This is a genomic window from Paraburkholderia elongata (genome assembly GCF_013177735.1).
GTDB lineage: Bacteria > Pseudomonadota > Gammaproteobacteria > Burkholderiales > Burkholderiaceae > Paraburkholderia > Paraburkholderia elongata.
In genome coordinates this window covers 1-26,627 of sequence record NZ_WOEZ01000059.1, presented here as the reverse complement: position 1 = coordinate 26,627, position 26,627 = coordinate 1, and the positions used below count along the sequence as shown (strand labels likewise).

General features: G+C 60.6%; 26 protein-coding genes and 1 pseudogene. 15 read left to right on the top strand and 12 right to left on the bottom strand.

Annotated elements, in window-relative coordinates; all coding sequences use genetic code 11:
- Position 1 precedes the first annotated feature (1 nt).
- The 6 genes from GNZ13_RS12580 (at position 2) to speB (ending at position 5,105) form a co-directional block, all read left to right on the top strand.
- Complete coding sequence (locus GNZ13_RS12580) at positions 2-751, top strand: amino acid ABC transporter permease (protein ID WP_172164325.1); 750 nt, start codon at positions 2-4, stop codon at positions 749-751.
- 27 nt (positions 752-778) lie between these two features.
- Positions 779-1,507: an amino acid ABC transporter ATP-binding protein gene (locus GNZ13_RS12575; RefSeq protein WP_172164323.1), complete on the top strand. Its 729-nt coding sequence runs from the start codon at positions 779-781 to the stop codon at positions 1,505-1,507.
- Positions 1,508-1,603: 96 nt separating this feature from the next.
- The gene (locus tag GNZ13_RS12570; RefSeq protein WP_172164321.1) at positions 1,604-2,452 is read left to right on the top strand and encodes a transporter substrate-binding domain-containing protein; all 849 of its coding nucleotides are present in this window, start codon (positions 1,604-1,606) and stop codon (positions 2,450-2,452) included.
- A 113-nt stretch (positions 2,453-2,565) separates the two neighbouring features.
- Positions 2,566-3,075 (top strand): gluconokinase, encoded by a 510-nt coding sequence (locus GNZ13_RS12565; RefSeq protein ID WP_328807225.1) that lies wholly within the window; start codon positions 2,566-2,568, stop codon positions 3,073-3,075.
- A 51-nt stretch (positions 3,076-3,126) separates the two neighbouring features.
- Complete coding sequence (locus tag GNZ13_RS12560) at positions 3,127-3,882, top strand: glucose 1-dehydrogenase (RefSeq protein WP_172164379.1); 756 nt, start codon at positions 3,127-3,129, stop codon at positions 3,880-3,882.
- Between the two features lie 245 nt (positions 3,883-4,127).
- Positions 4,128-5,105 (top strand): agmatinase, encoded by a 978-nt coding sequence (gene speB / locus GNZ13_RS12555; RefSeq protein ID WP_154559398.1) that lies wholly within the window; start codon positions 4,128-4,130, stop codon positions 5,103-5,105.
- 78 nt (positions 5,106-5,183) lie between these two features.
- On the opposite strand, the gene GNZ13_RS12550 is transcribed toward speB, so the two are convergent.
- A complete protein-coding gene (locus GNZ13_RS12550) occupies positions 5,184-6,107 on the bottom strand; it encodes a LysR family transcriptional regulator (RefSeq protein ID WP_172164318.1) in 924 nt (307 codons plus the stop codon).
- A 228-nt stretch (positions 6,108-6,335) separates the two neighbouring features.
- On the opposite strand from GNZ13_RS12550, the gene GNZ13_RS12545 reads away from it, so the two are divergent.
- Positions 6,336-7,478: a branched-chain amino acid ABC transporter substrate-binding protein gene (locus GNZ13_RS12545; RefSeq protein ID WP_172164315.1), complete on the top strand. Its 1,143-nt coding sequence runs from the start codon at positions 6,336-6,338 to the stop codon at positions 7,476-7,478.
- Between the two features lie 90 nt (positions 7,479-7,568).
- Here GNZ13_RS12545 and GNZ13_RS12540 read toward each other — a convergent pair whose 3' ends face one another.
- The 5 genes from GNZ13_RS12540 to GNZ13_RS12520 all read right to left on the bottom strand — a co-directional run bounded on the left by GNZ13_RS12540 (position 7,569) and on the right by GNZ13_RS12520 (position 13,777).
- Positions 7,569-8,738 (bottom strand): asparaginase, encoded by a 1,170-nt coding sequence (locus GNZ13_RS12540; RefSeq protein WP_172164312.1) that lies wholly within the window; start codon positions 8,736-8,738, stop codon positions 7,569-7,571.
- Positions 8,739-8,758: 20 nt separating this feature from the next.
- Entirely contained in the window at positions 8,759-10,237 is a 1,479-nt protein-coding gene (cuyB, locus tag GNZ13_RS12535) for a cysteate racemase (protein WP_172164309.1), read from the bottom strand.
- Entirely contained in the window at positions 10,234-11,523 is a 1,290-nt protein-coding gene (locus GNZ13_RS12530) for a dicarboxylate/amino acid:cation symporter (RefSeq protein ID WP_172164306.1), read from the bottom strand. Before GNZ13_RS12530 ends, cuyB begins: the two co-directional genes overlap by 4 nt.
- 181 nt (positions 11,524-11,704) lie before the next feature.
- Complete coding sequence (locus tag GNZ13_RS12525; RefSeq protein ID WP_172164303.1) at positions 11,705-12,619, bottom strand: LysR substrate-binding domain-containing protein; 915 nt, start codon at positions 12,617-12,619, stop codon at positions 11,705-11,707.
- A 249-nt stretch (positions 12,620-12,868) separates the two neighbouring features.
- Positions 12,869-13,777, bottom strand: a complete 909-nt coding sequence (locus tag GNZ13_RS12520; protein WP_172164300.1) for an AraC family transcriptional regulator — start codon at positions 13,775-13,777, stop codon at positions 12,869-12,871.
- Positions 13,778-13,943: 166 nt separating this feature from the next.
- Between GNZ13_RS12520 and GNZ13_RS12515 the strand changes: the two genes are divergently transcribed.
- On the top strand, positions 13,944-15,026 hold the full coding sequence (locus tag GNZ13_RS12515) for an aldo/keto reductase (RefSeq protein WP_172164297.1): 1,083 nt from the start codon (positions 13,944-13,946) through the stop codon (positions 15,024-15,026).
- Between the two features lie 123 nt (positions 15,027-15,149).
- Here the strand turns inward: GNZ13_RS12515 and GNZ13_RS12510 are convergent, their stop codons facing one another.
- Together GNZ13_RS12510 and GNZ13_RS12505 are read right to left on the bottom strand one after the other, a co-directional pair.
- A complete protein-coding gene (locus GNZ13_RS12510; RefSeq protein ID WP_172164294.1) occupies positions 15,150-15,389 on the bottom strand; it encodes a DUF4148 domain-containing protein in 240 nt (79 codons plus the stop codon).
- 210 nt (positions 15,390-15,599) lie between these two features.
- Positions 15,600-16,181 carry a thioredoxin family protein gene (locus GNZ13_RS12505; RefSeq protein WP_172164291.1) on the bottom strand — a complete coding sequence of 194 codons (582 nt, stop codon included), beginning with the start codon at positions 16,179-16,181 and terminating at the stop codon, positions 15,600-15,602.
- Positions 16,182-16,408: 227 nt separating this feature from the next.
- On the opposite strand from GNZ13_RS12505, the gene GNZ13_RS12500 reads away from it, so the two are divergent.
- The 4 genes from GNZ13_RS12500 to GNZ13_RS12485 all read left to right on the top strand — a co-directional run bounded on the left by GNZ13_RS12500 (position 16,409) and on the right by GNZ13_RS12485 (position 20,244).
- Positions 16,409-16,780, top strand: a complete 372-nt coding sequence (locus tag GNZ13_RS12500; RefSeq protein ID WP_172164288.1) for a GFA family protein — start codon at positions 16,409-16,411, stop codon at positions 16,778-16,780.
- A gap of 126 nt (positions 16,781-16,906) precedes the next feature.
- The gene (locus GNZ13_RS12495; RefSeq protein WP_172164285.1) at positions 16,907-17,647 is read left to right on the top strand and encodes a response regulator; all 741 of its coding nucleotides are present in this window, start codon (positions 16,907-16,909) and stop codon (positions 17,645-17,647) included.
- Positions 17,644-18,960, top strand: coding sequence for a sensor histidine kinase (locus tag GNZ13_RS12490; RefSeq protein ID WP_172164282.1), 1,317 nt, complete (start codon positions 17,644-17,646; stop codon positions 18,958-18,960). The genes GNZ13_RS12495 and GNZ13_RS12490 overlap by 4 nt, the downstream gene beginning before the upstream one ends.
- A gap of 240 nt (positions 18,961-19,200) precedes the next feature.
- Positions 19,201-20,244, top strand: a complete 1,044-nt coding sequence (locus tag GNZ13_RS12485) for an alpha/beta fold hydrolase (protein ID WP_172164279.1) — start codon at positions 19,201-19,203, stop codon at positions 20,242-20,244.
- A gap of 51 nt (positions 20,245-20,295) precedes the next feature.
- On the opposite strand, the gene GNZ13_RS12480 is transcribed toward GNZ13_RS12485, so the two are convergent.
- From GNZ13_RS12480 to GNZ13_RS12470, 3 genes are all read right to left on the bottom strand, one after another.
- Positions 20,296-21,579, bottom strand: coding sequence for an MFS transporter (locus GNZ13_RS12480; protein ID WP_172164276.1), 1,284 nt, complete (start codon positions 21,577-21,579; stop codon positions 20,296-20,298).
- A gap of 196 nt (positions 21,580-21,775) precedes the next feature.
- Positions 21,776-22,702, bottom strand: coding sequence for a LysR family transcriptional regulator (locus GNZ13_RS12475; RefSeq protein WP_172164273.1), 927 nt, complete (start codon positions 22,700-22,702; stop codon positions 21,776-21,778).
- 6 nt (positions 22,703-22,708) lie between these two features.
- Positions 22,709-23,689 carry a LysR family transcriptional regulator gene (locus GNZ13_RS12470; protein ID WP_172164270.1) on the bottom strand — a complete coding sequence of 327 codons (981 nt, stop codon included), beginning with the start codon at positions 23,687-23,689 and terminating at the stop codon, positions 22,709-22,711.
- Positions 23,690-23,859: 170 nt separating this feature from the next.
- On the opposite strand from GNZ13_RS12470, the gene GNZ13_RS12465 reads away from it, so the two are divergent.
- The 3 genes from GNZ13_RS12465 to GNZ13_RS12455 are packed head-to-tail and all read left to right on the top strand — an operon-like array spanning position 23,860 to position 25,961.
- Positions 23,860-24,597, top strand: coding sequence for an SDR family NAD(P)-dependent oxidoreductase (locus tag GNZ13_RS12465; RefSeq protein ID WP_172164267.1), 738 nt, complete (start codon positions 23,860-23,862; stop codon positions 24,595-24,597).
- Positions 24,598-24,648: 51 nt separating this feature from the next.
- Positions 24,649-24,852 (top strand): tautomerase family protein, encoded by a 204-nt coding sequence (locus GNZ13_RS12460; RefSeq protein ID WP_172164264.1) that lies wholly within the window; start codon positions 24,649-24,651, stop codon positions 24,850-24,852.
- A 29-nt stretch (positions 24,853-24,881) separates the two neighbouring features.
- Complete coding sequence (locus GNZ13_RS12455) at positions 24,882-25,961, top strand: NAD(P)H-dependent flavin oxidoreductase (RefSeq protein ID WP_172164261.1); 1,080 nt, start codon at positions 24,882-24,884, stop codon at positions 25,959-25,961.
- A 123-nt stretch (positions 25,962-26,084) separates the two neighbouring features.
- Here GNZ13_RS12455 and GNZ13_RS12450 read toward each other — a convergent pair.
- Positions 26,085-26,627, bottom strand: a pseudogene (locus GNZ13_RS12450) (collagen-like triple helix repeat-containing protein); the annotation flags it as partial.

The following is a 26,627-nucleotide window of genomic DNA, read 5'->3' as shown; positions in this document are numbered from 1 at the left end:
CATGTTCGACATCCTGCGCGACAACTGGACTCTGCTGCTCATCGGGCAGTATCCGCACGGCCCGCTAGGCGGCATCGTGCTGACGATACTGCTGTCGCTTTCGGCGCTCGTCATCGCATTTCCTTTGGGTATCCTGGTTGCACTGGCCCGCATCAGTCCTTTCCGGTTTCTGCGGGCGCCGGCCACCGGTCTCGTCTACATGGTGCGGGGCATTCCGCTCCTGATGGTGATCTTCTGGGTGTACTTTCTCGTGCCTGTTCTGACCGGCTACCCGGTTACAGGGTTTGTCACGATGCTGTGCGCGCTCGTCATCTATGACTCGGCCTATCTCGGGGAAATCATCCGTGCGGGCATCGAGGGGCTGCCGAAAGGGCAGGCCGAAGCCTCGAGAGCACTCGGCATGAGCTACATGAAGACCATGCGCGCGGTCATCCTGCCGCAGGCGCTTTACAACGTGGTGCCGAGCATGGTCACGCAGTTCGTATCGACGATCAAGGAGACCTCGCTGGGTTACATCATCAACGTGCAGGAAATCTCTTTCGCGGCGGATCAGATCAACAACCGGCTGCTGACCAAGCCGTTTCCCGTGTACCTGATTCTCGCCTTGAGCTACTTCGCTCTGTGTTACGCGCTGACGCAGCTTGCGCAGTATCTGGAGCGGCGCGTGACGCGCAAGCGAGCCGGTGCCGCATCGAAGACCCAGAAGGCGGGCGCCGTAGCGCTAACCGATCCGCTGCCCACCGAGAACTAGGCGCTCAATCACTTCGAGGTATTTCGCATGATCAAGTTTTCCGGCGTCAACAAATGGTACGGCGAATATCACGCTCTCGTGGACGTGAACGCCGAAGTTCGCAAAGGCGAAGTGGTGGTGGTCTGCGGACCATCCGGATCGGGTAAGTCGACGCTGATTCGCACCGTCAACCGGCTCGAGGAGATCAACCGTGGGGAGATCTTTTTCGACGGTCAAAACATTCATGACAAGAAGCTGGGTCTGAATGCTTACCGCAGCCGTGTCGGTTTCGTGTTTCAGCAGTTCAACCTGTTTCCGCACCTGTCGGTGCTGGACAACATCACGCTTTCGCCGATGCGTGTGAACGGCCTCAAGCGCGCGGATGCCGAACGCAAAGCGGCAGACTTGCTCGCGCGCGTCGGCCTGTCGAACAAGGCCAGTGCTTTTCCGCCGCAATTGTCCGGTGGTCAGCAGCAGCGCGTTGCGATTGCAAGAGCGCTGGCGATGGATCCGCCGGCGATGTTGTTCGACGAGCCCACCAGTGCGCTCGACCCGGAGATGGTCGGCGAAGTGCTGAACGTGATGAAGAGCCTCGCGCAGGAAGGCATGACGATGATGTGCGTCACGCATGAGATGGGGTTTGCACGCGAGGTTGCCGATCGCGTCTGGTTTATGGACGCAGGGAAGATTCTCGAAACGGCGGAGCCGGAGGAATTCTTTTTGCGCCCGAAACACGAACGGGCGCAGAGATTCTTGTCCGACCTTCGCACGCATTGAGGCAAGCAAGCGGTATAGCCTTCGCGAGTCAGATTCAGATGGACCACCTTTGATCAGCAGTCGATTGCTTTACACATAAACTTCAGGAGCATCACGATGCAGGTAAAGAAGATTTTCGCGGGGATGTTGGTTGTTGGCGGCGCGGTTGCATCGATTGCCCCGGCTCACGCTGATCAATTGGCCGATATCAAGAGTCGTGGCGAGCTGACCTGCGGCGTGTATTCGAACGTCGAGCCCTTCTCGTATCCCAATGCGCAGACGCGTCAGCTCGAAGGCATGGATGTGGACCTGTGCAACGCTGTGGCAAAACAACTGGGCGTGAAGGCGAAGCTCGAACCGTTGGCTGTCGAGGCGCGGATTCCCCAATTGAAGCTGGGGCGCGTCGACATTGTGGTTGCAAACCTGGCCTACACCAAAACCCGCGCCACGCAGATTGCCTTTAGCGACTCGTACTATTCCACCAAGGAAGTGCTTGTCGTAAAGAAAGTCGACGCGGGCAAGAAACTGACCGATTTCACGGGCCAGAAGATTAGTGCCGCCGACGGTTCGACGTCCGCGCAGTCGATTCCAATTTCGATCAAAGATGGCCAGGCGGTGACCTTTCACGATACCAGCTCGGCGTTTCTCGCACTCGAGCAGAACAAGGTCAAAGGCTTCGTCACCAATCAGATGACTGCGACGAAGATCGCGAAGCAGGTGGACGGCACGGACGGCGCGGTGGCGATTGCGTCGGAGCCGATGCTGATCGAGCCGATCGCGGTGGGCTTGCGCCAGAACGAGCCGGGCATGCTGGGCGCGGTCAACAAGGCCTTGGCAGTGATGGAGCAGAGCGGCGAGATGAGCAATATCTTCAACAAGTGGCTCGGACCGAAGACGCCGTATGGCCTGACCCGGACCGACAAGGTCACGCCGATCAACCAGCTCAAGTTCACGCCGGTGTCCTGAAGCGGGAAACGTGTGAGGCAGCGGTGCGCTTTTATCCGCGCACCGTTGCCTGTTGAATGGCCGGCGCGATTCCGTAGATAGCGTGCCGGGACAACGTGGCTGGATTGTGCAACGTGATACATAAAATAGTGGTGATGGGCGTGTCGGGCTCGGGTAAGTCGACGCTTGCGCGCGAGTTGGCGGTTGCGCTGGAGGGCGCTTTCATCGAGGGGGACGAACATCACTCGGCGGAAAGCCGTGACAAGATGTGCCGGGGCATCGCGTTGTGCGACAGTGACCGGGAGCCTTGGCTGGACCGCCTAGCCGAGCTGATGGATGATATGCATGGAACGGCCGTGCTGTCCTGTTCCGCATTGAGGCGTAGCTACCGCGAGCGCATGCGTGCGCGTGTCACCGGTCTGAGATTTTTATTTCTCGACATCTCCTTTTCCGAGGCGGTTGCGCGAGTGGCTGGACGGCTTCACCATGAGTTTCCAGCGACCCTGGTCGCGGATCAATTCGCAACGCTCGAGTCGCCTGTTGGTGAAGCCGGTGTGCTCCATCTTTCAGCGTCGAAGGACAGCGCGTGCAGTATGAAAGAGGTCATGCAATGGCTGAGCGCGCCGGACGGTGCTGGATATTGAAGTCGGACGAATTAGAGTCGAAGAGGAGTTGAGTTGAACAACAATCTGAAGATGTTTGATCTGTCGGGGCGTCGTGCTCTGGTCACCGGGTCGAGTACCGGTATTGGCTATGCGCTCGCCAAAGGATTAGCCGGCGCCGGCGCTGAAGTCATTTTGAATGGTCGCAACGCGGCCAGGCTGGAAGAGGCTGTCAGCCGTTTGCGCGATGAGGGGGCGACCGTTCATGCCGCAAGTTTCGACGTGACGTCTCCCGATGAGGTCGAAACTGCAATCGCGCAAATCGAGCGCGACATCGGTGCGATCGACATTCTCGTCAACAACGCGGGCATGCAGCGTCGTGCGCCGCTCGAACAGTTTTCCCACGCGCAATGGGAAGAGCTGATGAAGACCAATGTCGACAGCGTGTTCCTGGTCGGTCAGGCGGTAGCGCGGCACATGATTGCTCGCAAGCGCGGGAAGATCGTCAACATCTGTTCAGTGCAAAGCGAACTGGGTCGTCCCAACATCGCGGCCTACACCGCGAGCAAAGGTGCGGTGAAGATGCTGACGAAGGGAATGGCGATCGACTGGGGTCAACACGGGATTCAGGTCAATGGCCTTGGGCCGGGCTACTTCAAGACGGAACTGACCGAGGCGCTCGTCAAGGATGAAACGTTCAGCAACTGGCTGATTGGACGCACGCCGTCGCGGCGTTGGGGCGATGTGGAAGATCTCGTCGGTGCCGCTGTGTTTCTGGCGAGTGACGCTTCGAACTTTGTAAATGGTCACATTCTTTATGTGGACGGCGGGGTGACGGCTACGCTGTAGGTTGTGGATCAGGTTGTGACGGGAGCGTGTGACTGATCCAATCACGGCCTGACTGCCCTTGAACATCGCTTCGGAATCTCCCGAAGTGCATTTCTCATTTTTGGCATTTTTCCGTTGAATTTGTTTGCCTAGACTCCGTTCCAGATAAACCGCTGGCCCGTCACAACGGGCGACGCTTCAGCGGCGAGGGCGCCGCCGCCGCGTGCGCCGCACCTATCTGAACCCATAACAGGACGGAGGCACTCATGTCTGAAAACAGCTACGAAACAGGCCGGCTCAATTTGCCGTTTGTCGGGATCTGCACGTTCGCGAAGTCTCCGTTGTGTCTTGACTGGGACAAGATCGACGCGGACGTCGCGGTGATGGGCGCTCCCTTCGACTGCGGTACGCAATGGCGGGCAGGCGCCAGGTTTGGCCCGCGTTCGATTCGCGATGCGTCGACCCTGTTTTCGTTCGGCCACGGCGGCGCATACGATTTCGAAGACGATGTCGTCTATCTGCCCAGCAACGAAGTTCGGATCGTCGATATCGGCGACGCGGACATGGTGCACACCAACACGGAGAAGAGTCACGCAAATATCGAGTACGGCGTGCGCAAGATCCTCGCGGCGGGCGCCTTGCCGGTGGTGATGGGTGGCGATCACTCGATCAACATTCCCTGTATCAATGCGTTCGAAGGTCAGGAGCCGTTTCATATCGTCCATATCGACGCCCACCTCGATTTCGTCGATGAGCGTCACGGCGTGCGTCACGGCCATGGCAATCCGTTGCGTCGTGCAGCGGAGAAAAGCGTGGTGTCGGGCATGACGCAGATCGGCATCCGCAACGTGTCGTCTACTGCACGCGAAGGATACGCACAGGCGCGCGAGATGGGCTCGGACATCATCTCGGTGCGCGACCTGCGGCGCCTCGGCATCCAGGGCGTCCTTGACCGCATCCCGAAGGGCGTGCGTTACTACTTGACGATCGATATCGACGGTTTCGATCCGTCGATCGCGCCGGGCACGGGCACGCCCAGCCACGGTGGCCTGCTCTATTACGAAGGACTCGAATTGTTCGCCGGTCTCGCCGAGCAGGGTGACGTGATCGGTATCGATCTCGTGGAAGTCGCGCCGGACTACGACCATTCCGGTTCGACTTCGATTCTGGCGGCGCAATTGCTGCTGAACACGATCGGCCGCGTGATGCATCAACGCAAGGTCAAGCGAAACCTCACCCGCTAAACGGGATCCTTTTGCGCCACGCGAGCGCGATTGCCGGTCAGGCTTATCGTGGACCGCTAGCGCGTAACGCGGCGGGTGCTATTTGCTGCTTCGCGTGGCGCGGCTCACTTGCTTGGCCGCAGCCTGCAACTGGTTGCAAAAGGCATGCACCACCCGCGCCGATTCGCCACCCTTGCGCGTGATGATCTGAAAGTCCAGATGTGTCACGTAGTGCTCGGGGTCGATGCGGGTCAGCAGACCGCCATCTACCCAAGACTGCGCGTAGTGCGGCGGCAGAAAGCCGATGTAATTGCCGGACAGGATCAGCATGGCGCGACCTTCGACGTTGTCGACCGAGGCCGCGGCCTGCGGCATGCGCAGCAGCTTGAGCTCCTGGTTGCCGAGATACGCGCGGGCAGCGAGCCGCTGCTTGCTGAGTACCGAAACGGGGACGCGCCCGCTCGCCCGCTCATACAGCGAATGGGTCGATGCGCAGTAGAGTCCCTGCTCCTCGCGATAGAGCGGCACGTAATCGAGGCCAGGAATACGCGCGGGAAACGGCCCCACGGCGAGGTGCAGGCGACCGTCCAGCACGTGCTGCTCCATGCTGCCCGGTGTGTCGATCTGCACGTGCAGGCGAACTTCGGGCGCCATCTGGCCGAACTCGCGAATCGCAGCTGGCAGCGGCGAATATTTGTCGGTCAAGGTCGCTTCGATCATGCCGAAGCGCAGCACGCCGGAAAGCTGATTGCGCAACGCGCCGGCTTCCATATGAAACGTGTCGACCGCGCCGAGCAGACGTTGCGCGGCGGCGTGCAACTCCGCGCCTTCTTCTGTGAGTCGGAAACCCGCGCGTCCGCGTTCACACAACCGCAGCCCGAGGCGGGTCTCCAGTTGCGACATGTATTCGCTGATGCTCGATGCGCCAATGTTGAGAATCGGTTGCGCCGCGGCGAAACCGCCGCATCGCACGATGGTTTCGAAGATCCGCAACAGCTTGAGATCCGTGTCCTGAACTTGCATCGTGCCGTCCCTCGATTACTTCGGGAATTACCGAAATGTGTTTCATCAATGGTGCATTTTATTGAGGAATTTGGCTACACAGAATTGCTGTCAACCCCACTGCCCAACGTTCGGCGAAGGCATACGGACAGTGCGGCCCCAAAGCGATGTTTTCTGTGCCGAAGCGCAACGCGTTCGCCACTTCCGGCGGCAAGGCGATCTGGCACGTCATGATGTGAGGAGAGCACGATGAAAAAGCCGTACGCAGGTGCAAGCTGGTTGGCAGCAGTCGCTTTGAGCATGGTGTCGGTGGGCGCGACGGCGGCAGAGCAGGTAGTCAAAATCGGTTTGACCGGGCCCTTGACCGGCCCGCAGGCCGCCATCGGCAAGGACGACGAAAACGGCGTCAGGATGGCGATCGAGCGTCTGAATGCCGCGGGGCTCGTAATCGGCGGCCAGAAAACCCGTTTCGAACTGGTCTCGCAGGATGATGCCGCCGATCCGCGAACCGGCATGACGGTTGCGCAAAGCCTGGTCGATGCCAACGTGAAGGTGATCTTCGGGCCGTTCAATTCGGGGGTCGCGATTCCGATTTCGAACCTGGTGAATGTGTCGGGAATCGTGATGGCGACCGTCGCGTCGAATCCATCGATCACGCAGCACGGCTATCCGTTCGTGTTTCGCATCTCCGCCAGCGACACGCAACTGGGCAGCCGCATGGGTGAATTTGCGGCCAAGGAACTGAAGGTCAAGCGCATCGCGGTGATTGACGATCGCACTGCATATGGCCAGGGCGTCGCCGATGAATTCATCAATGCCGCTAAAGCGAACGGCATCGAGATTGTCGATCGGGAATATACGACCGACAAGGCGACCGACTTCGTCTCGATCCTCACACACGTCAAGGGCGCGAACGCGGAAGGGATTTTCTACGGCGGTTACTACGCGCAAGCCGGTGCGATGCGCAAGCAGATGAAGCGCCTCGCGATGAACGGCTACCTGCTCGGCGGCGATGCCATGTGCAATGCCGAACTGGCGAAACTCGGCGGCGATGCGGTCGATACACGCGTGTATTGCCCGCAAGGCGGCCCCGTACTCGATCAGACACCCCAGGGCCGTCAGTTCAAGGCGGACTACAAGCAACGCTTTCATACCGACCCGTTGACCTACAGCGCGGCCTTGTACGATGGCGTGAATATCGTGGCGCAGGCAATGCAGAAAGCCAATTCGATCGAACCGTCCCAGTATCGCGCCGCGCTCGCCGGCATCGATTCTCACGGTGTTTCAGGACACTACCGGTTTGACAAAAACCGCGACCTGACGGACTCGCCAATCACGATTTATACCTATCGAAATGGTGAGCCCACGCCGCTGGCGTCCACCCAGCCCTAGGCTCAATGGCAATCTGAATGCGCCGATGATCATGCCGTGCGCGGCCTGATCAGCGGCGCACGCCGCTAATCAGAGCTTGCCGATCCACGGTCAAAAGGTACCCGAAAAAGCCTGCTGGACCTTGCCGGGGTTAGTAATGCCGTTTGCGACGAGTAACTGGGTGAGCAAGCGCGCCTTTTGCGGATTCAGATCGAATGAGACGACGAAGCCGCGCTTGTCGTCTTCGACCTCTACATTTCTGTTGACGAATCCAGACATCACACGCGTCGAGCGGACGACGACAATACCCTTCTTCGCCGCGCGGTCGAGGGCGGCCAGTGCTTCCTTGGATGCGTCGCCATCACCCTCGCCCGCCAATACGATTCCCTTTGCTCCATCGGCAATAGCGTGGTCAATCTGGGCGCCGTCCATATTGCTGTGCGCATAAACGATTTCTACACGCGGCAGGTGGCCATTCGTTGGCAAGCCAAGCACATCGCGCGTTGATGCAAGCGCAGGCGCAGGCGCAGGCGCAACAAAACGAATGCTCGCCGGATCGACATAGCCAATCACACCTGCGTTCGGCGAAGCAAAAGTCTGCACGGCAGTCGTGTTGGTCTTGGTGATCCAGCGCGGCGCGTGAATCTGGTCATTCATGACCACCATCACACCTCTGCCTCGGGATTTCGGACTCGCTGCTACTTCCACCGCTTCGTAAAGATTGCCGGGGCCATCCGCGCTGGTCGATCCGCCCGGCCGCATTGACCCTACAAGTACCACCGGTTTCTCCGAGCGCACCACGTTTTGCAGGAAGAATGCCGTTTCTTCCATCGTATCCGTGCCGTGAGTGATCACGATCCCATCTGCTTCGTTTCGATCGAAGGCCTCCTGGATACGGCGCGCAAGCCGGAACCAGATCTCGTCGTTCATATCCTGCGACCCGACATTGGATATCTGCTCGGAGTTGATGCTCGCGAGTTTTTCAATGCCCGGAACCGCCCGAACCAGTTCCTGGCCTTTGACGTTTCCGGAGTTGTAGCCAATGGCTGAACGCGGGTCAGTTGTGCCGGCGATCGTGCCGCCGGTTGCCAGGACAAGAATCCGCGGAGATTCGGCTGCCGGACTCGTCGCCTCGGTGGCTGCCGCACTATCAGACGTGGCGTCGGCAGCCCACACGCTCGTGCCACACAAGCAGCTAGCGCAGACGAGAAGCGCAGCGGTGAGCGTTGTGCTCGACCTGCGCAAACAGGCGACCCGTTGAAGGGTAGTGTTGATGTTCATATCCAGTCTCCTACAAGGATTTAACAGCGCAAAGAAACGGGGCGTTCCGCGGCCGCCGTCGCGAGAGCCACGCATTGCTGTGCAAGGACATCGGTTGGATCGACCAAGCTGACGCGTGCGCCGGCCGTCCCCACGAAACTTGTCTGTGGCAATAAAAGCGGCAGCTCGGTACATCCCAGGACGATGACCTCGACGCCTTCCGCGATGAGCCCATCAATTGCAGCGACGATGTCATCGAGACATCGTCCGGTAGTAAATCCCGCTTTTACCCCTTCCTTGCCGTAGATCGCATCCATCACGCGGGCCTGCAATTGCGCTGCCGGAACGAATTGCCGCAAACCCTGCGATTCGAGGGCTTTCTCGTAGACGCCGCTTGCGATCGTGCCGGAGGTTGCCAGCACGCCAACGGAGCGCAGCAGCGGAAACGTTTCGCGGAGATGGCGGACCGTAACCGTCAGCATATTGACGATCGGTATGCCCAGATACGGTTGAATACGCTCAACAAATGCGTGAGCGGTGTTACACGGAATAGCGATGAGGTCCGCGTCGCCCGACTCGAGCTTCTTGCAGGTCGCGTAAAGCGAAATAGTTGGGTCGGGCCCGTCACCGATCAGGTTTTCTGTGCGGTCGGGAATCTGCGGATTCTGTTCAATCAGAAGCCTGATATGGTCCTGATCTCGATTCGCCGGCGTATTGCGTACGATTTTCTGCATGAAGTCCACCGTAGCCGCGGGCCCAACTCCACCGACCACGCCTACTTTGAAAATGGATTCGGGCAAACCGTATTCGCCCGCAATCACGTACTGTGCATACGCAAGATTCGAATCGATCAGTGGCACCCGAAATGAGCCCATTTCCTCGGCCACGAGCGCAATTTCCGTCAGACCCGGCACGATGATTTGTGCACCTTGCGCGATGAGGTCCTCGCACGCCTCGCGCAGAAGCGCGACGGGCCGGCCAGACAGGTTTCCGCTCTTGATGCCGTTCGCGCCGTAGACGGCTTCGGTGATGAGATCGATACCGTCGCGCGGGCGGGGATGAATAACTTCGAATTCCGGCTGCGCGAAATACTTTTCAAATAGTCCCTTTCGACGGGTGTAGTCCGAGGTCAGCACGCCGATTCGCTGTGCAGCCGGAAATTTTCTTCGAATGTGGCCGCGGACGGCTTCCACCATATCGACAATCTGCAAGGGCGAGTTAGCCTTTAGCTCCTCGATAAACGTGTGGCTGAGAAAGCAGGGGAGTACAACGGTCGTTACACCCCTCTTCTCGAAGCCGCTAATCATGTCGAAAATGTACAGCTTCCGTTGAGTCGTTGCCTCACTACCTATAGCAGCGCTTCGGAAGGGATGCTGCTCGAAAATGACATCGACGTGTTCCGCATCACTCGAGGCGGGTGTCGACTTGACGAGCTTGAAAAAGACGTCCGCGCTCGCCAGTGGACCCAGGCCGCCCACCACGCCGAACTTTTTCCCGCTCAGCACGTTTGCGCTGATCATTTTGTCTCGCCTTGCAGTTGGCCCAGGACAACGTCGTTCTCTGCGTCGTTCTGCTGGGCAACCCGCCTGGTCTCCCACTTCGCGATAACGGCCGTCGCGATACTGTTGCCGATGACGTTCGTGGCGGTTCGCCCCATATCGAGAATCTGATCGATGGCGAGGATCAACACCACGCCGGACGGAGGCAGATGAAACATCGGGGCAACGGCCGCAACCACCACCACGGAACCTCTTGCGACGCCGGCCATTCCCTTGCTGCTCAACATAAGCACCAGCAACATCATGATTTGAGCGCTGAGCGGCATGTCGATGCCGAAGGCTTGCGCGATAAAGATCGCAGCAAACGCCTGATACATCATCGATCCGTCGAGATTGAACGCGTAGCCGAGCGGCAACGTAAAGCCGACGACCTTCTTGTCGATACCGAACTCTTCAAGCTTCTCGGTCAGACGCGGATAAGCGGCCTCACTGCTCGCGGTCGAAAAGGCGAGCATCGCGGGCTCACGGACCGCTTTTAGCAACTTCCAGATCGAATTGCCCAGAAAGACGTGACCAACGAGGATAAGCACAGCCCACAGCAGGACGAGACCGAGGTAGAAGCTTCCGACGAGCTTGCCGTAGGTGGTCAACACGTCCAGGCCGTGCACCGTAATCGCGGAGGCAAGGGCGCCGAAGACACCAATGGGAGCGAGCCGCATCACATAGTCGGTCAGCTTCAGCATCGCGGGGACGAGCGCATCTATGCCTGCGATCAATGGTGTTACGCGCGGGTCCGTCTTGATGGCACTCAGGACCACACCAAACAGCACGGAAAAGACGAGGATTTGAAGAATGTCATTCCGAGCCATTGCATCGATGATGCTGGAAGGGAACGCGTGCGTGACGAAGTCCTTGAAGTTCAGACCCGCGGTGTTGAGACCGGTGGCAACATCGGAACTGGTCTGCGTCATATGCAAGCCGGCGCCGGGCTGCAGAGCATTCGCAAGGACGAGGCCAAGCGCGAGCGAGAAAAGCGAGGCGCACACGAACCATCCCACCGACCTGAACCCGATTCTGCGCACGTCGCTCGTCCCTTCCATTCCGGCGAGCCCGGACACCAGGGTGGCGAAGACGAGCGGCGCGATAATCATCTTCACAAGCCGCAAGAAGATGTCGGTAATGATCGAGAAGTAACCGGCGATTGTCTTTGCTTCTGCAGCATCGGCTACGGTCCGATGGCACACGTAGCCGACAATCACGCCGAGCACCATGCCGACCACAATATAGAACGTTAGGCGGTTTTTCATTTCCATCAGTCCGAGGAAGGCGCACAAAGGTCTGACGTGACCACCGTACGCTGGCAGGAGGCAAAAACGCCGCTAGCGGGGCGACGTTTCTGTGTATGGACGGATGATAGAGATGATCAAAAAAGACTCAATGCGGGTCTTGCATGGAGATATGCGAGACTCGCATAACGCGGGATAACCCTTAATCTACGGCCTGCGATGCGGCGCGAAGGTGGCGCCAAAGCGTGTCCAGAAACTCACTGCGATTCGAGGCGTCCCGGTAGACGCGAAGCTCAACCTCGAGATGCCACGCATCCCGGCCGGCTGGGACTAGTTCGCCCGCGTCGAGCTCGGCGACGATCGAGCTTTTTGGAAGCCAGGCAACGCCTTCGCCTTCCAGGACCAGTTTCTTGAGGACCTCGGCCATGTCGGACTCGTAATGAGGCCGCAAAGCCGGGGTTGCATCGACCCGGCTCAGGAGGAGTGCGAGGCAGCGGCCGAAATAGCTGGTTTCCGTGTACGAAATCAACGGCAACGGGCGCGCCGCTGTTCCCGGTAACCGGAACATGGGCGCGCCGCGTGGATTTGGCCGGCAGACAGGCATCAGTACATCGACGCCCACGGCGAGATGCTCGTACCTGACCGGGTCGAGATGGAGGGGCAGCTCCGGATGATGATAGGCAAACATCAGTTCGCAGTTGCCGTTCACGAGCATGAGGATGGAGTCGTGGACATTGGTGGGTATCACCCGGGCACGCACCTCTCCGAAACGTGCAGTGAGCGCCTTCAACCAGGCAGGCAGGAAACTTAGCGCGATCGTATGGCCCGCTGCAATCTGCAAGCCTTTGCCCGCCATGCGTTGGTCGATGCGAATGATGGCTCGCGTATCGAATAGCTTCCCAAGAATGTCTACCGCGGCCTCTCGAAAGAGTTGGCCGGCAGGCGTCAGTGTTGGGGGGAAGCTGCTTCGGTCAATGAGGTCCGCGCCCACCCACTGCTCAAGCGACTGAATGCGCCTGCTGAAGCCCGACTGGGTGACATTCCGAAATTCCGCCGCCCGCGAGAAGCTCTGATACTGGGAGAGCGCGATGAAGTCCTCAATCCACTTGATTTCCATGTCGGATCCAATGTGTGCAGCGAGTGCGCGTGCCTCGAAACGAGTGTGTGATTCTACGCGGGCTCGACACCCGCTCATCCTCCTCTGCAATACGTTGCGATACGAATCACGGATTTTCCGCCAGCAATGCACCGGGAGCCTTGGCTGCTAACAGGCAAATTTTTGCCGTTTATATGTACTTTTCCCAGTTAACCGTCCAAAAAACGATGGTTACTTTAAGCGGTCGCAGTGGGCCGACACTGAAGTCACTCACGATCGGGCAGTTGCACTGCATGCCTGCATGGCCGACGATCGCAGCCTCTCCGCATCCCGCCCTGGCGGGCTCCCGAATAGCCGGCTGTACTCACGGCTGAATTGCGAGGCGCTGTCATAGCCAACGCTCAGCCCCACGCTGGCGATGTCCTTGGACGTGGTCAGTAGTTGTGTGCGGGCTTCCTGAAGCCTGATCTGCTTCTGATACTGCAGCGGGCTCATGGCGGTGACGGCGCGAAAGTGTCGATGGAACGAAGACACGCTCATCGCAGCCAGCTCCGCGAGCTCCTCAGTGCGCAGCATCTCCGCATAATGCATGCGGATCCAGCGAATCGCGCGTCCGACATGCGACAGACGGCTGTCGGCGAGACCGATCTGCCGCAGTAGCGCGCCCTGGCTTCCCATGAGTATCCGCCACAAGATTTCGCGCTCGATCATCGGCGCGAGAACGAGCACGTCTTCCGGATGCTCAAGCAGCCGCAGCAGCCGCACAAATGCGTCAAGCAGTTCAGGCGTCGCATCGCCGACAGCCGCACCGAACGGGTTCACCATAGCGGGCGCCTCCGAAGCGGTGTCCAACAATAACGAAGCGATAGCTGCGGCCTTCAACGTCAGACCCACTGCCAGAAACGGCTTTTTCGCGCTCGCTTCGATCACGTGTCCGTACATCGGCAGATCGACGGTCACGACCAGACATTGTCCCGCGTGATATTCGAGGAGCCTGTCGCCGAGGGTCGCGCGTTTTGCTCCTTGGGCGACCAGAGCGAATACTGGCTCGTAGACACGATGAACTGACTGTGTCTGTGCGTTCGACACCGACAAGACGACCCCGGGCAGGTCCGTTGCCGTCACATCGTCGACAGCATGGCGGCCAATCAGGGTGCGAAGTTCAGCGAGCGTATCCATAACTCAAACGTAGCCTGGCCGGCCATCAAAGCGCAAGCGGATCTGCCCGAACCCACCCAATCTGAGAGGATTGTGCAAGAGCTTGCGAGTTTCGGTCTACCGCGCCGCACTCGCGCGATGGTCTCATTGGAGCTAGCCAATCGGCTCATTTTCCAGGAGAAACATTATGTCGCTTGATTCATACGTCACACTCGGATCCTCTGGTCTGCGCGTGAGTCCCTTCTGTCTTGGGACGATGACCTTCGGTGAAGACTGGGGTTGGGGCGCGAGCCCCGCGGAATCGGAGGCCATACTTTCGGAGTACCTGGAGCGTGGCGGAAATTTCATCGATACGGCCAACATCTATACGCTGGGTCACTCGGAAAAAATCATCGGAGACTTCTTTGCGGCGCGCAAGGACCGCCGCCATCGCAGCGTCATTGCGACGAAGTTCGTCGGCAATCTGCACGTTGGCGATCCGAACGGCGGAGGCGCTGGACGCAAGGCGATGGTCGAACAATGCGAAGCGTCGCTACGCCGGCTGCAGACGGATTACATCGACCTCTACTGGATTCACAATTGGGATCGGAACACGCCGATCGAAGAGACGATGCGCGCGCTCGACGACCTGGTCGCTTCCGGCAAGATCCGCTACATCGGGATATCCGACACCCCGGCCTGGAAGGTCGCGCAAGCGCAGACCATGGCGCAGTTTCGCGGGTGGAACCGGATCATTGCGATGCAAGTCGAGTATTCGCTGCTGGAGCGGACGGCCGAAGGCGAACTGATACCGATGGCCGAAGAATTCGGCATTGGTGTCATGCCGTGGAGTCCGCTGAAGAACGGCTGGTTGTCGGGCAAATACACGCGCGAAAACACTCAAGCCGTGAAGTCCGAACGCTCGGCGCTTGTCGGTGTGCCGGGCGACAAGGAGTTTCGGGTGATCGACGTGCTTGTGGCGGTCGCCGCCGAGCTTCAGGTGAGCCCCGCTGCAGTCGCGCTCGCATGGGTTCACAAACGGCGCGGCGTGACCTCGACGATCGTCGGCGCGCGACGTATCGATCAACTGCGAACCAACTTGAGTGCACTGGACCTTGAGCTCAGCGCTGCGCAGATCGCGATGCTCGACGAGGTGTCGAAGCCCACGCTCAATTTCCCCGCAGATATCAACGCTCATCTTTCGCCGAGTTTTATCTTCGCTGGCGCCACGGTCGACGGACAGGAGACGCAAGCGTTGCCGCTGGTCACCGCCAGCAGCGTTCGGTACTGATGCAAACTATATTCGACGCCGAGCGCGCTCGGCGTCGAAGTATTGGAACGCGCGAAGGATATTGAACCAAGAGGATTGCTTACCGTATTGGAAGCGGAGTTCAATCCGGCGGTGTTCAGATAATCAGCTGCCGCGATACAAACTGTTGAGACGGGGGAGCTTGCCATCCTGCTGTGCCTGCACCAGCTCGTGGCGGACCTCTGCGCGGGTCTTCTGCATTGTGCCGCTCTGGCTCGCGTTCCATTGCTGCATTTGAGCGGCGCCCGATTGACCCTCGGTTGCTGCTGTCGGGGCATCAGATGCGTGAGCGAAGCCAGCCGTAGCGAATGCAGCGAAGGCCAAAGCGATCATTGAGGTTTTCATGTCGTTCTCCGTGAACTAATAAATTAAAAGGAAGGCGCCGGGGTATCAGGCAGCAAGGGCAGCAATTCGGTCAGGCTCTTCGATGTTGCTTGCGTCTTGCATCCGGCGTTGATGCATTAAAACTCGCCGACGTATCTGGCTTGTGTCGAGAATCCGGGTCAATTGCAATGTTCTGTATCACCTCGATGCCCAGATACATTGCGATACGAATCACGGGTTTTCCGCCAGCAAGGCCTTGATCTTCGCCTCGGTCTGTTCGTAGTCGCCTTCGCCGAAGTGCGTGTAGACCACGTGCCCTTTCTTATCGATCAGATAAAACGCAGGCCAATACTGGTTGTCGTAGGCGCGCCACGTTGCGTAGCTGTTGTCCTGCGCTACCGGGTACGTAATGTCGAAGCGCTTGATCGCTGTCTTGACGTTGTCCGTGTTGCGCTCGAATGGATACTCGGGCGTGTGGACGCCGACCACCACCAGACCCTGGTCCTTGTATTTCTGATTCCAGGTCTTTACGTAGGGCAGCACGTGGATGCAGTTGATGCACGTGTAGGTCCAGAAATCGACCAGCACAACCTTGCCCCGCAGCTGCTGCATGGTCAGGGGATCGCTATTGAGCCATTTATCGATGCCGGTGAATTCCGGCGCGGTTGTGTCGTTGTTGACCAGGTTTGCGGCGGGAGTTAAGGCAGCGCTGGCCGCAGGACTTGCAACGAGCGTTGCGACTGCGGCAGCGCTGGCTGCCACGGTTGCGGCGAACAGGGCGACGGTAGTGGTGGTTTTGAGTCGGGAGAGCATGTCAGCGTCCTTTCATGAAGGGGAAGATCCGGGCGTAGACCAGGATGTCGTGCCGGGCATTCCAGTGGTGGGCATGGCTGCATTGGAACGCCCGTTCGTATCTGGCTTGTGTCGCGGAGGCGGCTCGGGTGCAATGTTTTGTGTCAGGGGAACGCCCAGATACATTGCGATACAAAGCGTCGCGCGTACTGGGCTATAAAGCAGCCATGCCTACTGTGGAGCGCCACATGAGTACCGAATTGCTGCAAGGATCCTATCATTGCGGGACCGTGAAATTTGAAGTCCGTACCGATGTCGTCCCGGCTGCGCGTTGCAATTGCAGCCTGTGCCGGCGCAAGGGCGCGCCGATGACGCCGCCGTTCGCTGCGGGTGACCTGAAAATCCTGCAGGGCGAGGAAGCGCTGACGCTCTACCAGTTCAATACGCGCACGGCGAAGCACTACTTCTGCAAGCATTGCGGCATTTATCCATTCCACCAGACGCGCAAGGATCCGCAGCTCTGGCGTGTCAACATCGGTTGCCTGGAGGGCGTCGACCCGTATACGCTGGAGGCCAGCGTGGCCAATGGCGCCAGCCTGTCCGTCGTGGAGGACGCATGAGACGGATCATGGCGATTCTCGCCTTCCTGGCGGGCGGATTGGCAGCGGAACTGGCACACCCCGTGCACTGTTCGCTGGTTAACGTGAACCGGGTGCGAGTCAATCGTCGAAAGGATTGATCCATTGATGGAAAACACCGACCACGTGCTGATCGTCGACGACGATCGCGGCATCCGCGAATTGCTCGCCACCTATCTCGAGAAGAACGGCATGCGCGTTTCGCTGGCCGCCAACGGCCGCCAGATGCGCACGGTCCTGGAGCAGGGCGCGCCTGATCTGATCGTGCTGGACCTGATGCTGCCCGGCGAAGACGGTCTCGTGCTGTGCCGGGAATTGCGTGCCGGCAAGTTTCGCGCGGTGCCGGTCTTGATGTTGACCGCTCGCAGCGAGGAGACGGATCGCATCGTCGGGCTGGAAATGGGCGCGGACGATTATTTGGCCAAGCCGTTTGCGGTGCGCGAACTGCTGGCGCGCATCCGCTCCGTGCTCCGCCGCGCGCGGATGCTGCCGCCCGGCATGCAGGTGACGGAAACCGCGCCGATGATCGCCTTCGGCGACTGGCGGCTCGACACTACCGCGCGCCATCTGCTCGACGCTGAGGGCACCATGGTGGCCCTGAGCGGCGCGGAATACCGCTTGCTGCGCGTGTTCCTCGATCATCCACAGCGCGTACTCACGCGCGATCAGTTGCTCAATCTGACCCAAGGCCGCCAGGCCGATGCGTTCGACCGCTCGATCGATCTGCTGGTCAGCCGTTTGCGGCAGCGCCTGCAGGACACTGCGCGCGAGCCCCGTTACATCAAGACGCTGCGCAGCGAGGGTTATGTATTTTCGGCGGCGGTGACCGTGATCGAAGGCAGTCCATGAAGCTGAATACATTGCTGCGTTGGCCGCGTACCTTGTTCGCGCGGCTGGCCCTGATTCTCTTCGTCAGTCTTGCGCTGGTGCAAACGCTGTCGGTCTGGCTCACCATGACGGAGCGGGACCAGACCATGACGAACGTGATGATGGGTTACATCGAACGCGAGGTCACCAGTTCCGTCGCGCTGCTCGATCATCTACCCGCTAACGAACGCGCCGAATGGCTGCCAAGGCTGGCGCGGCGCACCTATACCTTCAACCTGGGGGCAGGGGTCGCCGGCGCACCTCCGGATGCGGAGCTCTCGGCGAGGGTGGCTCAATCTATCGCAGACGGTATCGGCAAGCGCTATCCGCTAACGGCCAACGCTGTTCCCGGTGACCCAGAGCGCCTGCAGGTCCATCTGCAGTTGAGTGACGGCACGCCGCTGACGATCGACTATCACCCCATGCCAGGCGCGCCGCTGTCGCCGTGGTTGTCGTGGGTGCTGGTGCTGCAACTGGTGGTGCTGGCCGCATGCTGCTGGCTGGCGGTACGGCTGGCGACGAGCCCGCTGAGCCAGTTGGCGCGAGCGGCCGATACCCTGGGCCCCGACCTGAAGGTGGAGCGCCTGCCCGAAGACGGACCGGACGAAGTGGCGCGCGCGGCGCGGGCGTTCAACGCCATGCAGGACCGCATCAGGCTATACATGACCGAGCGCTTGCAGATCCTCGCGGCGATTTCGCACGACCTGCAAACGCCGATTACCCGCATGCGTTTGCGCGTCGACGTGATGGACGACAGCCCACAGGGAGCCAAGCTGCAGCAGGACCTGCAGGAAATGGAAACGATGGTCAAGGAAGGTGTCACGTACGCGCGCACCATGCACGGCGCCAGTGAGGCGCCTCTGCGTATCGATCCGGATGCGCTGTTCGACAGCCTCGTGCTCGACTATGTGGATGCCGGCAAGGACGTTTCGCTGCACGGGCGAATCGACACTGCAATGGTGACGCGTCCTCAAGCGTTGCGCCGGATCGTCGGCAATCTCGTCGACAACGCGCTGAAGTTCGGTGGGGCGGCAGAGATCAGAGTCGCCTCGCAGGACGGGCACGTGACGGTCTCCGTGCTCGACCGCGGACCGGGTATTCCGGCTGAGTCGCTGGAAGCGGTGTTTGAACCGTTCTATCGGCTGGAAGGATCGCGCAATCGCGGAACCGGCGGTACCGGTCTGGGCCTCGCGATTGCGCGGCAACTCGCTTTGGCGATGGACGCGACGCTGTCGTTGCATAATCGGCCCGACGGTGGCTTGGAAGCCAGGCTCGTGCTGAAAGGCGTTAACTAGATTCCGATAGCTCGCTGATTGCGTTGTATGCCGCATCTTCTCGGCGATGAGCATCAACTCCCCCCTCTCTGTATCTCAATGTATCTGCGCCGTCGGTAAATACATAACGTTTCACTGGCGCTCCTTGCAGACACATGCCAGATACGTCCCCGAGTTTTAATACTTCCAGGCCAGATTTTCTGGCTTCGCAAGGCAGACATGCACTGCGCTTGTGTGGCTAATCTTGGAGGAGAATCAGCGATGCCGGACCAGATCAATACTCGACGTCGTCGTCTGCTTGGGACGACAGTTGCTGGTATCAGTTTGATGGAGTTGGGTTTAAGCGGACTCGCCAAGGCGCAGTCGAACGGCACGCCACCCAATACGAACGCTGCAACGCGTGTTGCTTCGTTCGACAATATCCGGCAGGTCAACACCGGAACGCTCAGCATGGGTTATGCGGAGGCGGGTCCGCAGAATGGACCGGTGGTCATCCTGCTGCACGGCTGGCCCTACGATATCTATAGCTTTGCCGAAGTCACGCCAATGCTTGCAGCCGCGGGCTATCGGGTCATCGTGCCGTATCTGCGCGGTTATGGTTCGACACGGTTCCTGTCGGCGGATACGCCTCGCAACGGTCAGCAGGCTGTGGTTGCCGTCGACATCATTGCCTTGATGGACGCATTGAAGATCGACAAAGCGATCTTCGGCGGCTTCGATTGGGGCGCGCGCACGGTGAATATCATTGCCGCGCTGTGGCCGCAGCGGTGCAAGGCGATGGTGTCGGTGAGCGGGTATCTGATCGGCAGTCAGGAAGCCAACAAGAAGCCGCTGCCGCCGAAGGCTGAGCTGGCCTGGTGGTATCAGTTCTATTTCGCCACGGAGCGCGGCTATGCCGGGTATGAAGCGAACCGCCACGACTTCAACAAGCTGATCTGGCGTCTCGCGTCGCCGAAATGGAATTTCGACGATGCAACGTTCGACCGCTCGGCTGAATCGTTCAACAATCCCGATCACGTCGCGGTGGTGATTCATAACTACCGCTGGCGTCTGGGGCTGGTCAAGGGCGAACCGCAATACGACGAGCTCGAAGCGCGTCTGGCGAAGGCGCCGACCATCTCGGTTCCAACTATCACGATGGAGGGCGACGCCAACGGCGCTCCGCATCCCGATCCGGCAGCCTACGCGAAGAAGTTCGCCGGCAAGTATCTGCACCGGAACATCGACGGCGGCATCGGACATAACCTGCCACAGGAAGCGCCGAAGGCATTTGCCGATGCCATCGTCGATGTCGCTCGTCTTTAATCGGACGTAAGCAGTCCGACGAACTCAAGTCGGGCTGCAACCAGAAGACCGTCACGCATGCATTGACCTATTACGCACAACCTGACCGAGCACGGCACAAGCAATCAACAGCGAACCTGTGACGAAGAACACAGCGTGCAGACCGAGATGAACGCCTATCACTCCACCGATCAGAGGCCCGATCACCTGACCGGCGAATTGCGCCGACTGAAGATACCCGAGCATCGTTCCCGACTCGTGTTCGCTGACCGCCTGCCGAACCAGTTTCGCAATCGACGGCAGCAGGCCAGCCAGCGTCATGCCCATCAAACCGCGCAGGAGCGCCAGTTGCCACCACTGCGTGACGAACGCTTGCGGCACCATGATGAGTCCGGTCAACACGAGGCAACCGATAATCACGTTCCAACTGCCGATCCGGTCCGCCAGTGCGCCAAGCCGCGCCGCAGTCAGCATGCTGCCGAACGCCGAGCATGCCATCACAATGCCGGCGGTACGGGCGAGGTGGTCGGTCGGCACATTGAGGTGCGCGATATACACGGTGATGATCGGTTCGATCGACATATTGGCGAGCAGCACCATCATCGCGGTGAGCAGCAGCGCGACCATTACGGTGCGGTTGGCCAGCTTCGGCGCCGTGGGGCGCGCTGTGGGGTGGCTTGAGGCGCGCGCTTTGGTATCGGCGTCAGGCTGAAAATCTTCTCGTACGAACAGGATCGTCAGTACCGCGGCGACCGCGATCATGGCGCCGCCGGCGAAGAACGTGCTGCGAATGCTGATCAGCGATGGCAGCAGACCGCCGACCAGCGGACCCGCGAGACTGCCTGCCAGCGAGCCGGTCGACAGGATGCCGAGTGCCCACCCCGCGCGTTCACGCGGCGCCTGGGTGCCGATCATCACAATCGACGCCGATGCATATCCACCGATCAATCCGGCCAGCAGCCGCAACACCACCAGTTCGGTCACGTTGTGCGCCATGCCGATCAACGACATCACAATCGCCATGCTGACCGCGGCTCTCACGAGCATCGGCTTGCGTCCATAACGATCGGCGAGACGCCCCCAGAGCGGCGCCGTGACGGCCGTGCCGAGAAAGGTCGCACCAAACGCCACGCCCGACCACTGCACGATCGCGGCCTGCGAAGTCACGCCGAGTTGCTGCACATAGAGCGGCAGAAACGGCAGCAACATGCTCAGACTGACGAGCGTCGTAAACGAGCCGAACACGCAAATGAAAAGGTTGCGGCGCCAGTAGAGCGTATTTCGTGTGGCATAGCTGGTCGGGTTCGCGTTCGCGAACCCGACCCCACGGGGCGCCACATTGGCTGGCTGATTCATAACGCCCCCTGTGATTCGGCGCGTATCCGCGCACCGGCGATGAGCACCACGTTCCGTTCCGAGTCCATTGCCTGCTCCATGCGTTTGGCGCTGCGACCAGGTTTGGCCGCAGCTCTTACCCATGGAAAGCAGTTTAAGGACGAACGCGCGGCGAGAGAATCGCCGTCGCGCGGCAGACATTCTTCCGCGTGACGGTTTAATCCGCGTCGGTGATCGCTTTGAGCGCGCTGAAATGGGTGCGCAGACGCGGTACCGCGAAGTCGACGAAGGCCCGGACTTTCGGCACCGCGAGGCGGCCTTGCGGCGTGAGCAGATGAACGGGGAGCGGCGCCTGCTCGTAACCGGTCAGCACGATCTTCAATGAAGCTTCGCGGACCTGCTCGGCGACGTGGTACGAAAAGAGCCGCGTGACGCCGTAGCCTTCAACGGCGGAGGCCACCGCGCCTTGCACGCTGTTGACGATCAGCCGCGGCGTGAAGTGCACCGTTTGCGGAGCGGCCGAATTGTTCGACGACGGAAAGCTCCACGAATCGACGCCGAAATGCGTCATCGAAATGATTCGGTGTTGGGCGAGATCGCCGGGGTCCTCGAGACGCGGATGTTTGGCGAGATAGCGCGGCGCGGCGGCAACCACTCTGCGCACTTCACCGACCGGCATCGCGATGAGCGTCGAATCGGCCAGGTGGGCAATGCGCAGCGCGACGTCGATCCCTTCGTCGATCAGGTTAGCGGGGCGGTCGAGCAGGTAGAGGCGCGCGGTGACATCCGGATACAGGTCCACAAACTCGTCGAGCAGCGGGCGCAGAAAGTCCTGACCGGCGGCCACGGGCGCGGTCAGCGTCAGCGTGCCGCGTGGCGCCGCGCGTTCGCCGGCAATCGTCAGATCGGCTTCTTCGAGGTCGGTCAGGATTCGCCGGCACGAGGCAGCGTAACGCTCGCCGGCTTCGCTCAGCTTGATCGTGCGCGTTGTGCGATGCAGTAGCGCCATGCCGACATGCGCTTCGAGAAACGCAATGGCCCGGCTCACGGCGGCGGGCGAGCGGCCGAGACGCCGGCCTGCCGCGGCAAGGCTGCCCTCGTCGAGGGCGGAGACGAATACCTTCATCGCGTCGATTCGATCCATCGTCGTTCAGCCGTCAAGGAGGGAAGAGGTGAGCTCATCGCGCGGAGCGGAGCCGAGCGTCTCGACGAGAAAATCGACGAAGCGTCGCACCCGCAACGACAGATGGCGTTTGTGGGGGTACAGCAGCACGAACGGTCGCGAGGCGCCGCCGAGCGCCGGCAACACTTCCACTAGAGCGCCAGTCGCCAAGTCCTGCTCAACCACGAAACGATACGTCTGGAAGAGCCCCGCGCCGCTGCGCGCCAACGTCACGCCGCCGAGTACATCGCCCGCGCTCGTATAACCGCCATCGGTGAAAAGCTCCCGCACGTCCGCCCCGCTTTTGAACAGCCAGGGAATCTTGCGGCCACTGCTTGGCAGATCGAACTGAATGCAATCGTGGCGCGCGAGGTCGTCCAGCGACGACGGCGTTCCGGCCCGCGACAGGTAAGCGCGACTGGCCACCACGACCAATTCCGCGTCTTCGAGCTTGCGGGCAATCAGATTCGATTCGCCCGGCGCGCTGCCGCGAATGGCCAGATCGAAGCCTTCTTCGGCGAAGTCGATGTTGCGATTGCTGATGTGCACGTCGACCCGCACCTGCGGATGCCGTTCGCGGAAGGCCGGCAGGATGGGCAGCACGCGATAGTGCGCATAGGGCGTCGGCATGCTGATCCGCAACACGCCGGCGGCGGCGGACTGCTGGCCGGTCGCTTCGCGCTCTGCGTCGACGAGTTGTCCGAGCGCCTCGCGGCAACGCTCGTAGTACGTCCTGCCCGCGTCGGTCAGCCGGATACGGCGCGTGGTTCTGACGAAGAGCCGCACCTCCATGCGCTCCTCGAGCCGCGACACCGAGCGGCTCACCGCCGCAGGCGTGACGCCGGCAGCGGTGGCGGCGTCCGTAAAGCTCTCCAGTTCCGCCGCGAGACAGAACAACTCGATGCTGCCGAGCATCAAGTCGTCGAACTGACGCTTGCTGTTTCGTTCGATGATCCGCGGGCTATTCATTACCTGATGTATCAAATGAATTCGACATGGGCGTATTTATCGACACGGGTGGCATAAGTATAGTCAGTTGCATGGGAGCCGGACAGACATCGCGACTCCCTGCGGTGTCCGCCGATACGGGGCCCGCAGCCGTTTTCCCTCGCTTTCCCTTACCCATGGAGTCGAACATCATGAACACTCAAAACAAGACTGTCGTCATCACCGGTGCGTCTAGCGGTATCGGCTTTGCGCTGGTCAAGGCCTATCTGGAACGTGGCTACAACGTCGTCGGCAATGCCCGCACGATGAGCCGCTTGAACGCCGCCGCCGACAAACTTGGCGCTCCGCCGAACTTTCTTGCCGTGGCGGGCGATATCGCGGACCCCGAAACGGCACGCGTGCTGTTCGAGCGCGCGATAGCTGTGTTTGGCCGCGTCGACATTCTGGTGAACAACGCGGGTATCTTTATCGCGAAGCCGGTCGCCGGCTACACGACGGAAGATTTCGACGCCATAGTCGGCACCAATCTCAAAGGCTTCTTCTATCCGACGCAGCAAGCCGCCGCGCATATGTCGGCCAACGGTGCGGGGCACATCGTGAATATCACGGCGAGTATCGCGCTGCAACCGAACGTCAGCGTGCCGGCGTTGCTGCCGGTGCTGATCAAAGGCGGCATCAATGCGGCGACCCGCGGCCTCGCGCTCGAACTGGCTGCGAACAACGTGCAGGTGTCGGCCGTCGCGCCCGGCATTATCGACACCCCGCTGCATGACAGTGGCACGCACGAATTCCTCAAGGCGATGCAACCCGCGGGCCGGATCGGCGCGGTTCAGGACATTGTCGATGCCGTGCTCTATCTGACCGATGCGAAGTTCGTCACGGGCGTCATCGTGCCTGTGGATGGTGGGTCGACTGCCGGCAGGTGGTAAGACACCCCATCGACACCCCGTCGAACCTGGGACAACTGAAAGGAGTGCATCATGCCGTACATCAATATTCAGGTGACGCGCGAAGGCGTCACGCGCGAGCAGAAGGCCGAGTTGATCAAGGGCGCCACCGATCTTGTGGTGCGCGTGTTGCACAAGGACCCCGCAGCCACTTTCGTCGTGATCGAGGAAATCGATACGGACAATTGGGGCTGGGGGGGCGAATCGACCACAGACATACGCGCACGGCAACGCTGAGCGCGTCACGATTTCAAGGGGCTGAGGCCATGAAGGACTCTGCGAATCTGCTCGCCCGGTTGGGCGTCGTCTTGCCGATTATCCAGGCGCCGATGGCGGGCGTGGGCACGCCGGCGCTCGCTGCGGCGGTATCGAACGCGGGCGCATTGGGCTCGCTCGGTGTCGGTGCGATGAACGCGCAGAGCGCGCGGGCGGCGATCCACGAAATACGCGCGTTGAGCAGCAAGCCGTTTAACGTCAATGTGTTTGCCCATGCGCCGGCCGTTGCCGATCCCGTTCGGGAGGCGCGTTGGCTCGAGTATCTGGCGCCGCACTTCGCGCGCTTCGGTGCTCAACCACCCACGGCGCTGCGCGAGATCTATACGAGTTTTGTCGAAGACGATGCGATGCTCGAGATGTTGCTCGACGAGCGTCCGGCTGTGGTCAGCTTTCACTTCGGGTTGCCGTCGGCCAGGAAAATCGCTGCGTTACGCGAAGCCGGGATCATGCTGCTTGGGAGTGCCACCAGTCTTGACGAAGCAACTCGGATCCATGCAGCAGGACTGGACGGCCTCGTTGCGCAGGGCAACGAGGCAGGCGGTCATCGGGGAAATTTCGACCCGTTGGCCCCGGACGAGTTGCTCGGTACGATGGCGCTCGTGCGACTGATTGTTCGCGAGATTCCGCTGCCGGTGATCGCGGCCGGCGGCATCATGGATGGCGCGGGCATCGCGGCTGCGTTGGCGCTGGGCGCACAGGCGGCGCAACTCGGCACCGCATTCGTCGCATCGCCCGAATCTGCTGCCGACGCAGCATATCGGGCCGCACTGCTGAATCCCCACAGTCGCACGACGTTCATTAGCGCGATTTCTGGACGTGCGGCGCGCGGCATCGAGAATCGGTTTAGTGAGTTGGGCGACGATCCAATGCGACCCGCGCTGCCTGATTATCCGATCGCTTATGACGCTGGTAAGGCGTTGCATGCGGCCGCGAAAGCGCAGGGAAGCGCTGCCTATGCTGCTCAATGGGCAGGGCAGGCCGTGCGACTTTCACGTGCAATGCCGGCGGCGGAATTGGTTCAGACGCTCGTTCGCGAGATCCGTGAAGCGCAAACTGGAATGGTTAGTTGAACACTTGAAGTGTGCCGGGCCTGACGTCGTGAAGCTGTGATGCGAGTCAGGTCCGGCCGGTTGCTTTCTGTTGCACGCTGGAGGTCGCACACGTGGTGCCTTGGGGGCACCACGTGTTGCGGGCTAGTGCTTGGTGCCACCGCCGAGTCCACCTGTGAGGCCGCCGAGCAGGTTCGTCAACGGAGCGAGCGGAGATGAGCTGCCGCTTGCGCCGCCGAGTGCGCTGGTTAGCGTGCCGACTAGGCCGGTCAGTGGTGCAGCCGGATTGGTCGCGGAACTCGTCGACGATCCGTGCGAGGTGCCGCCGCCCAAGCCGCCGCCGCCCAAGCCGTCGGTCAGTCCGCCGAGCAAGGTGGTAATCGGTGCGAGAGGGCTGTTGCCGCCTTTAGAGCCGCAGCTCACCGAGGCCACTGACAGGCCGCGGCCCACCAGTTCCCCGACGGGGTAAAGAGGGCCGCTGGGGATCGGGTGCCGGTTGCCGGAGCCGGCCCCAGCGGAGCCGCCCCCCGACCCGCCCCCCGACCCGCCGCCGGGGCCGCCGTGACCGCCGTTTCCGGAGCCACCGCCTTCCCCGCCACCGGAGCCGCCCGAACCGCCCGAACCGCCCGAACCGCCTGAGCCACCCGAGCCACCCGAGCCACCCGAGCCACCCGAGCCGCCGTGGCC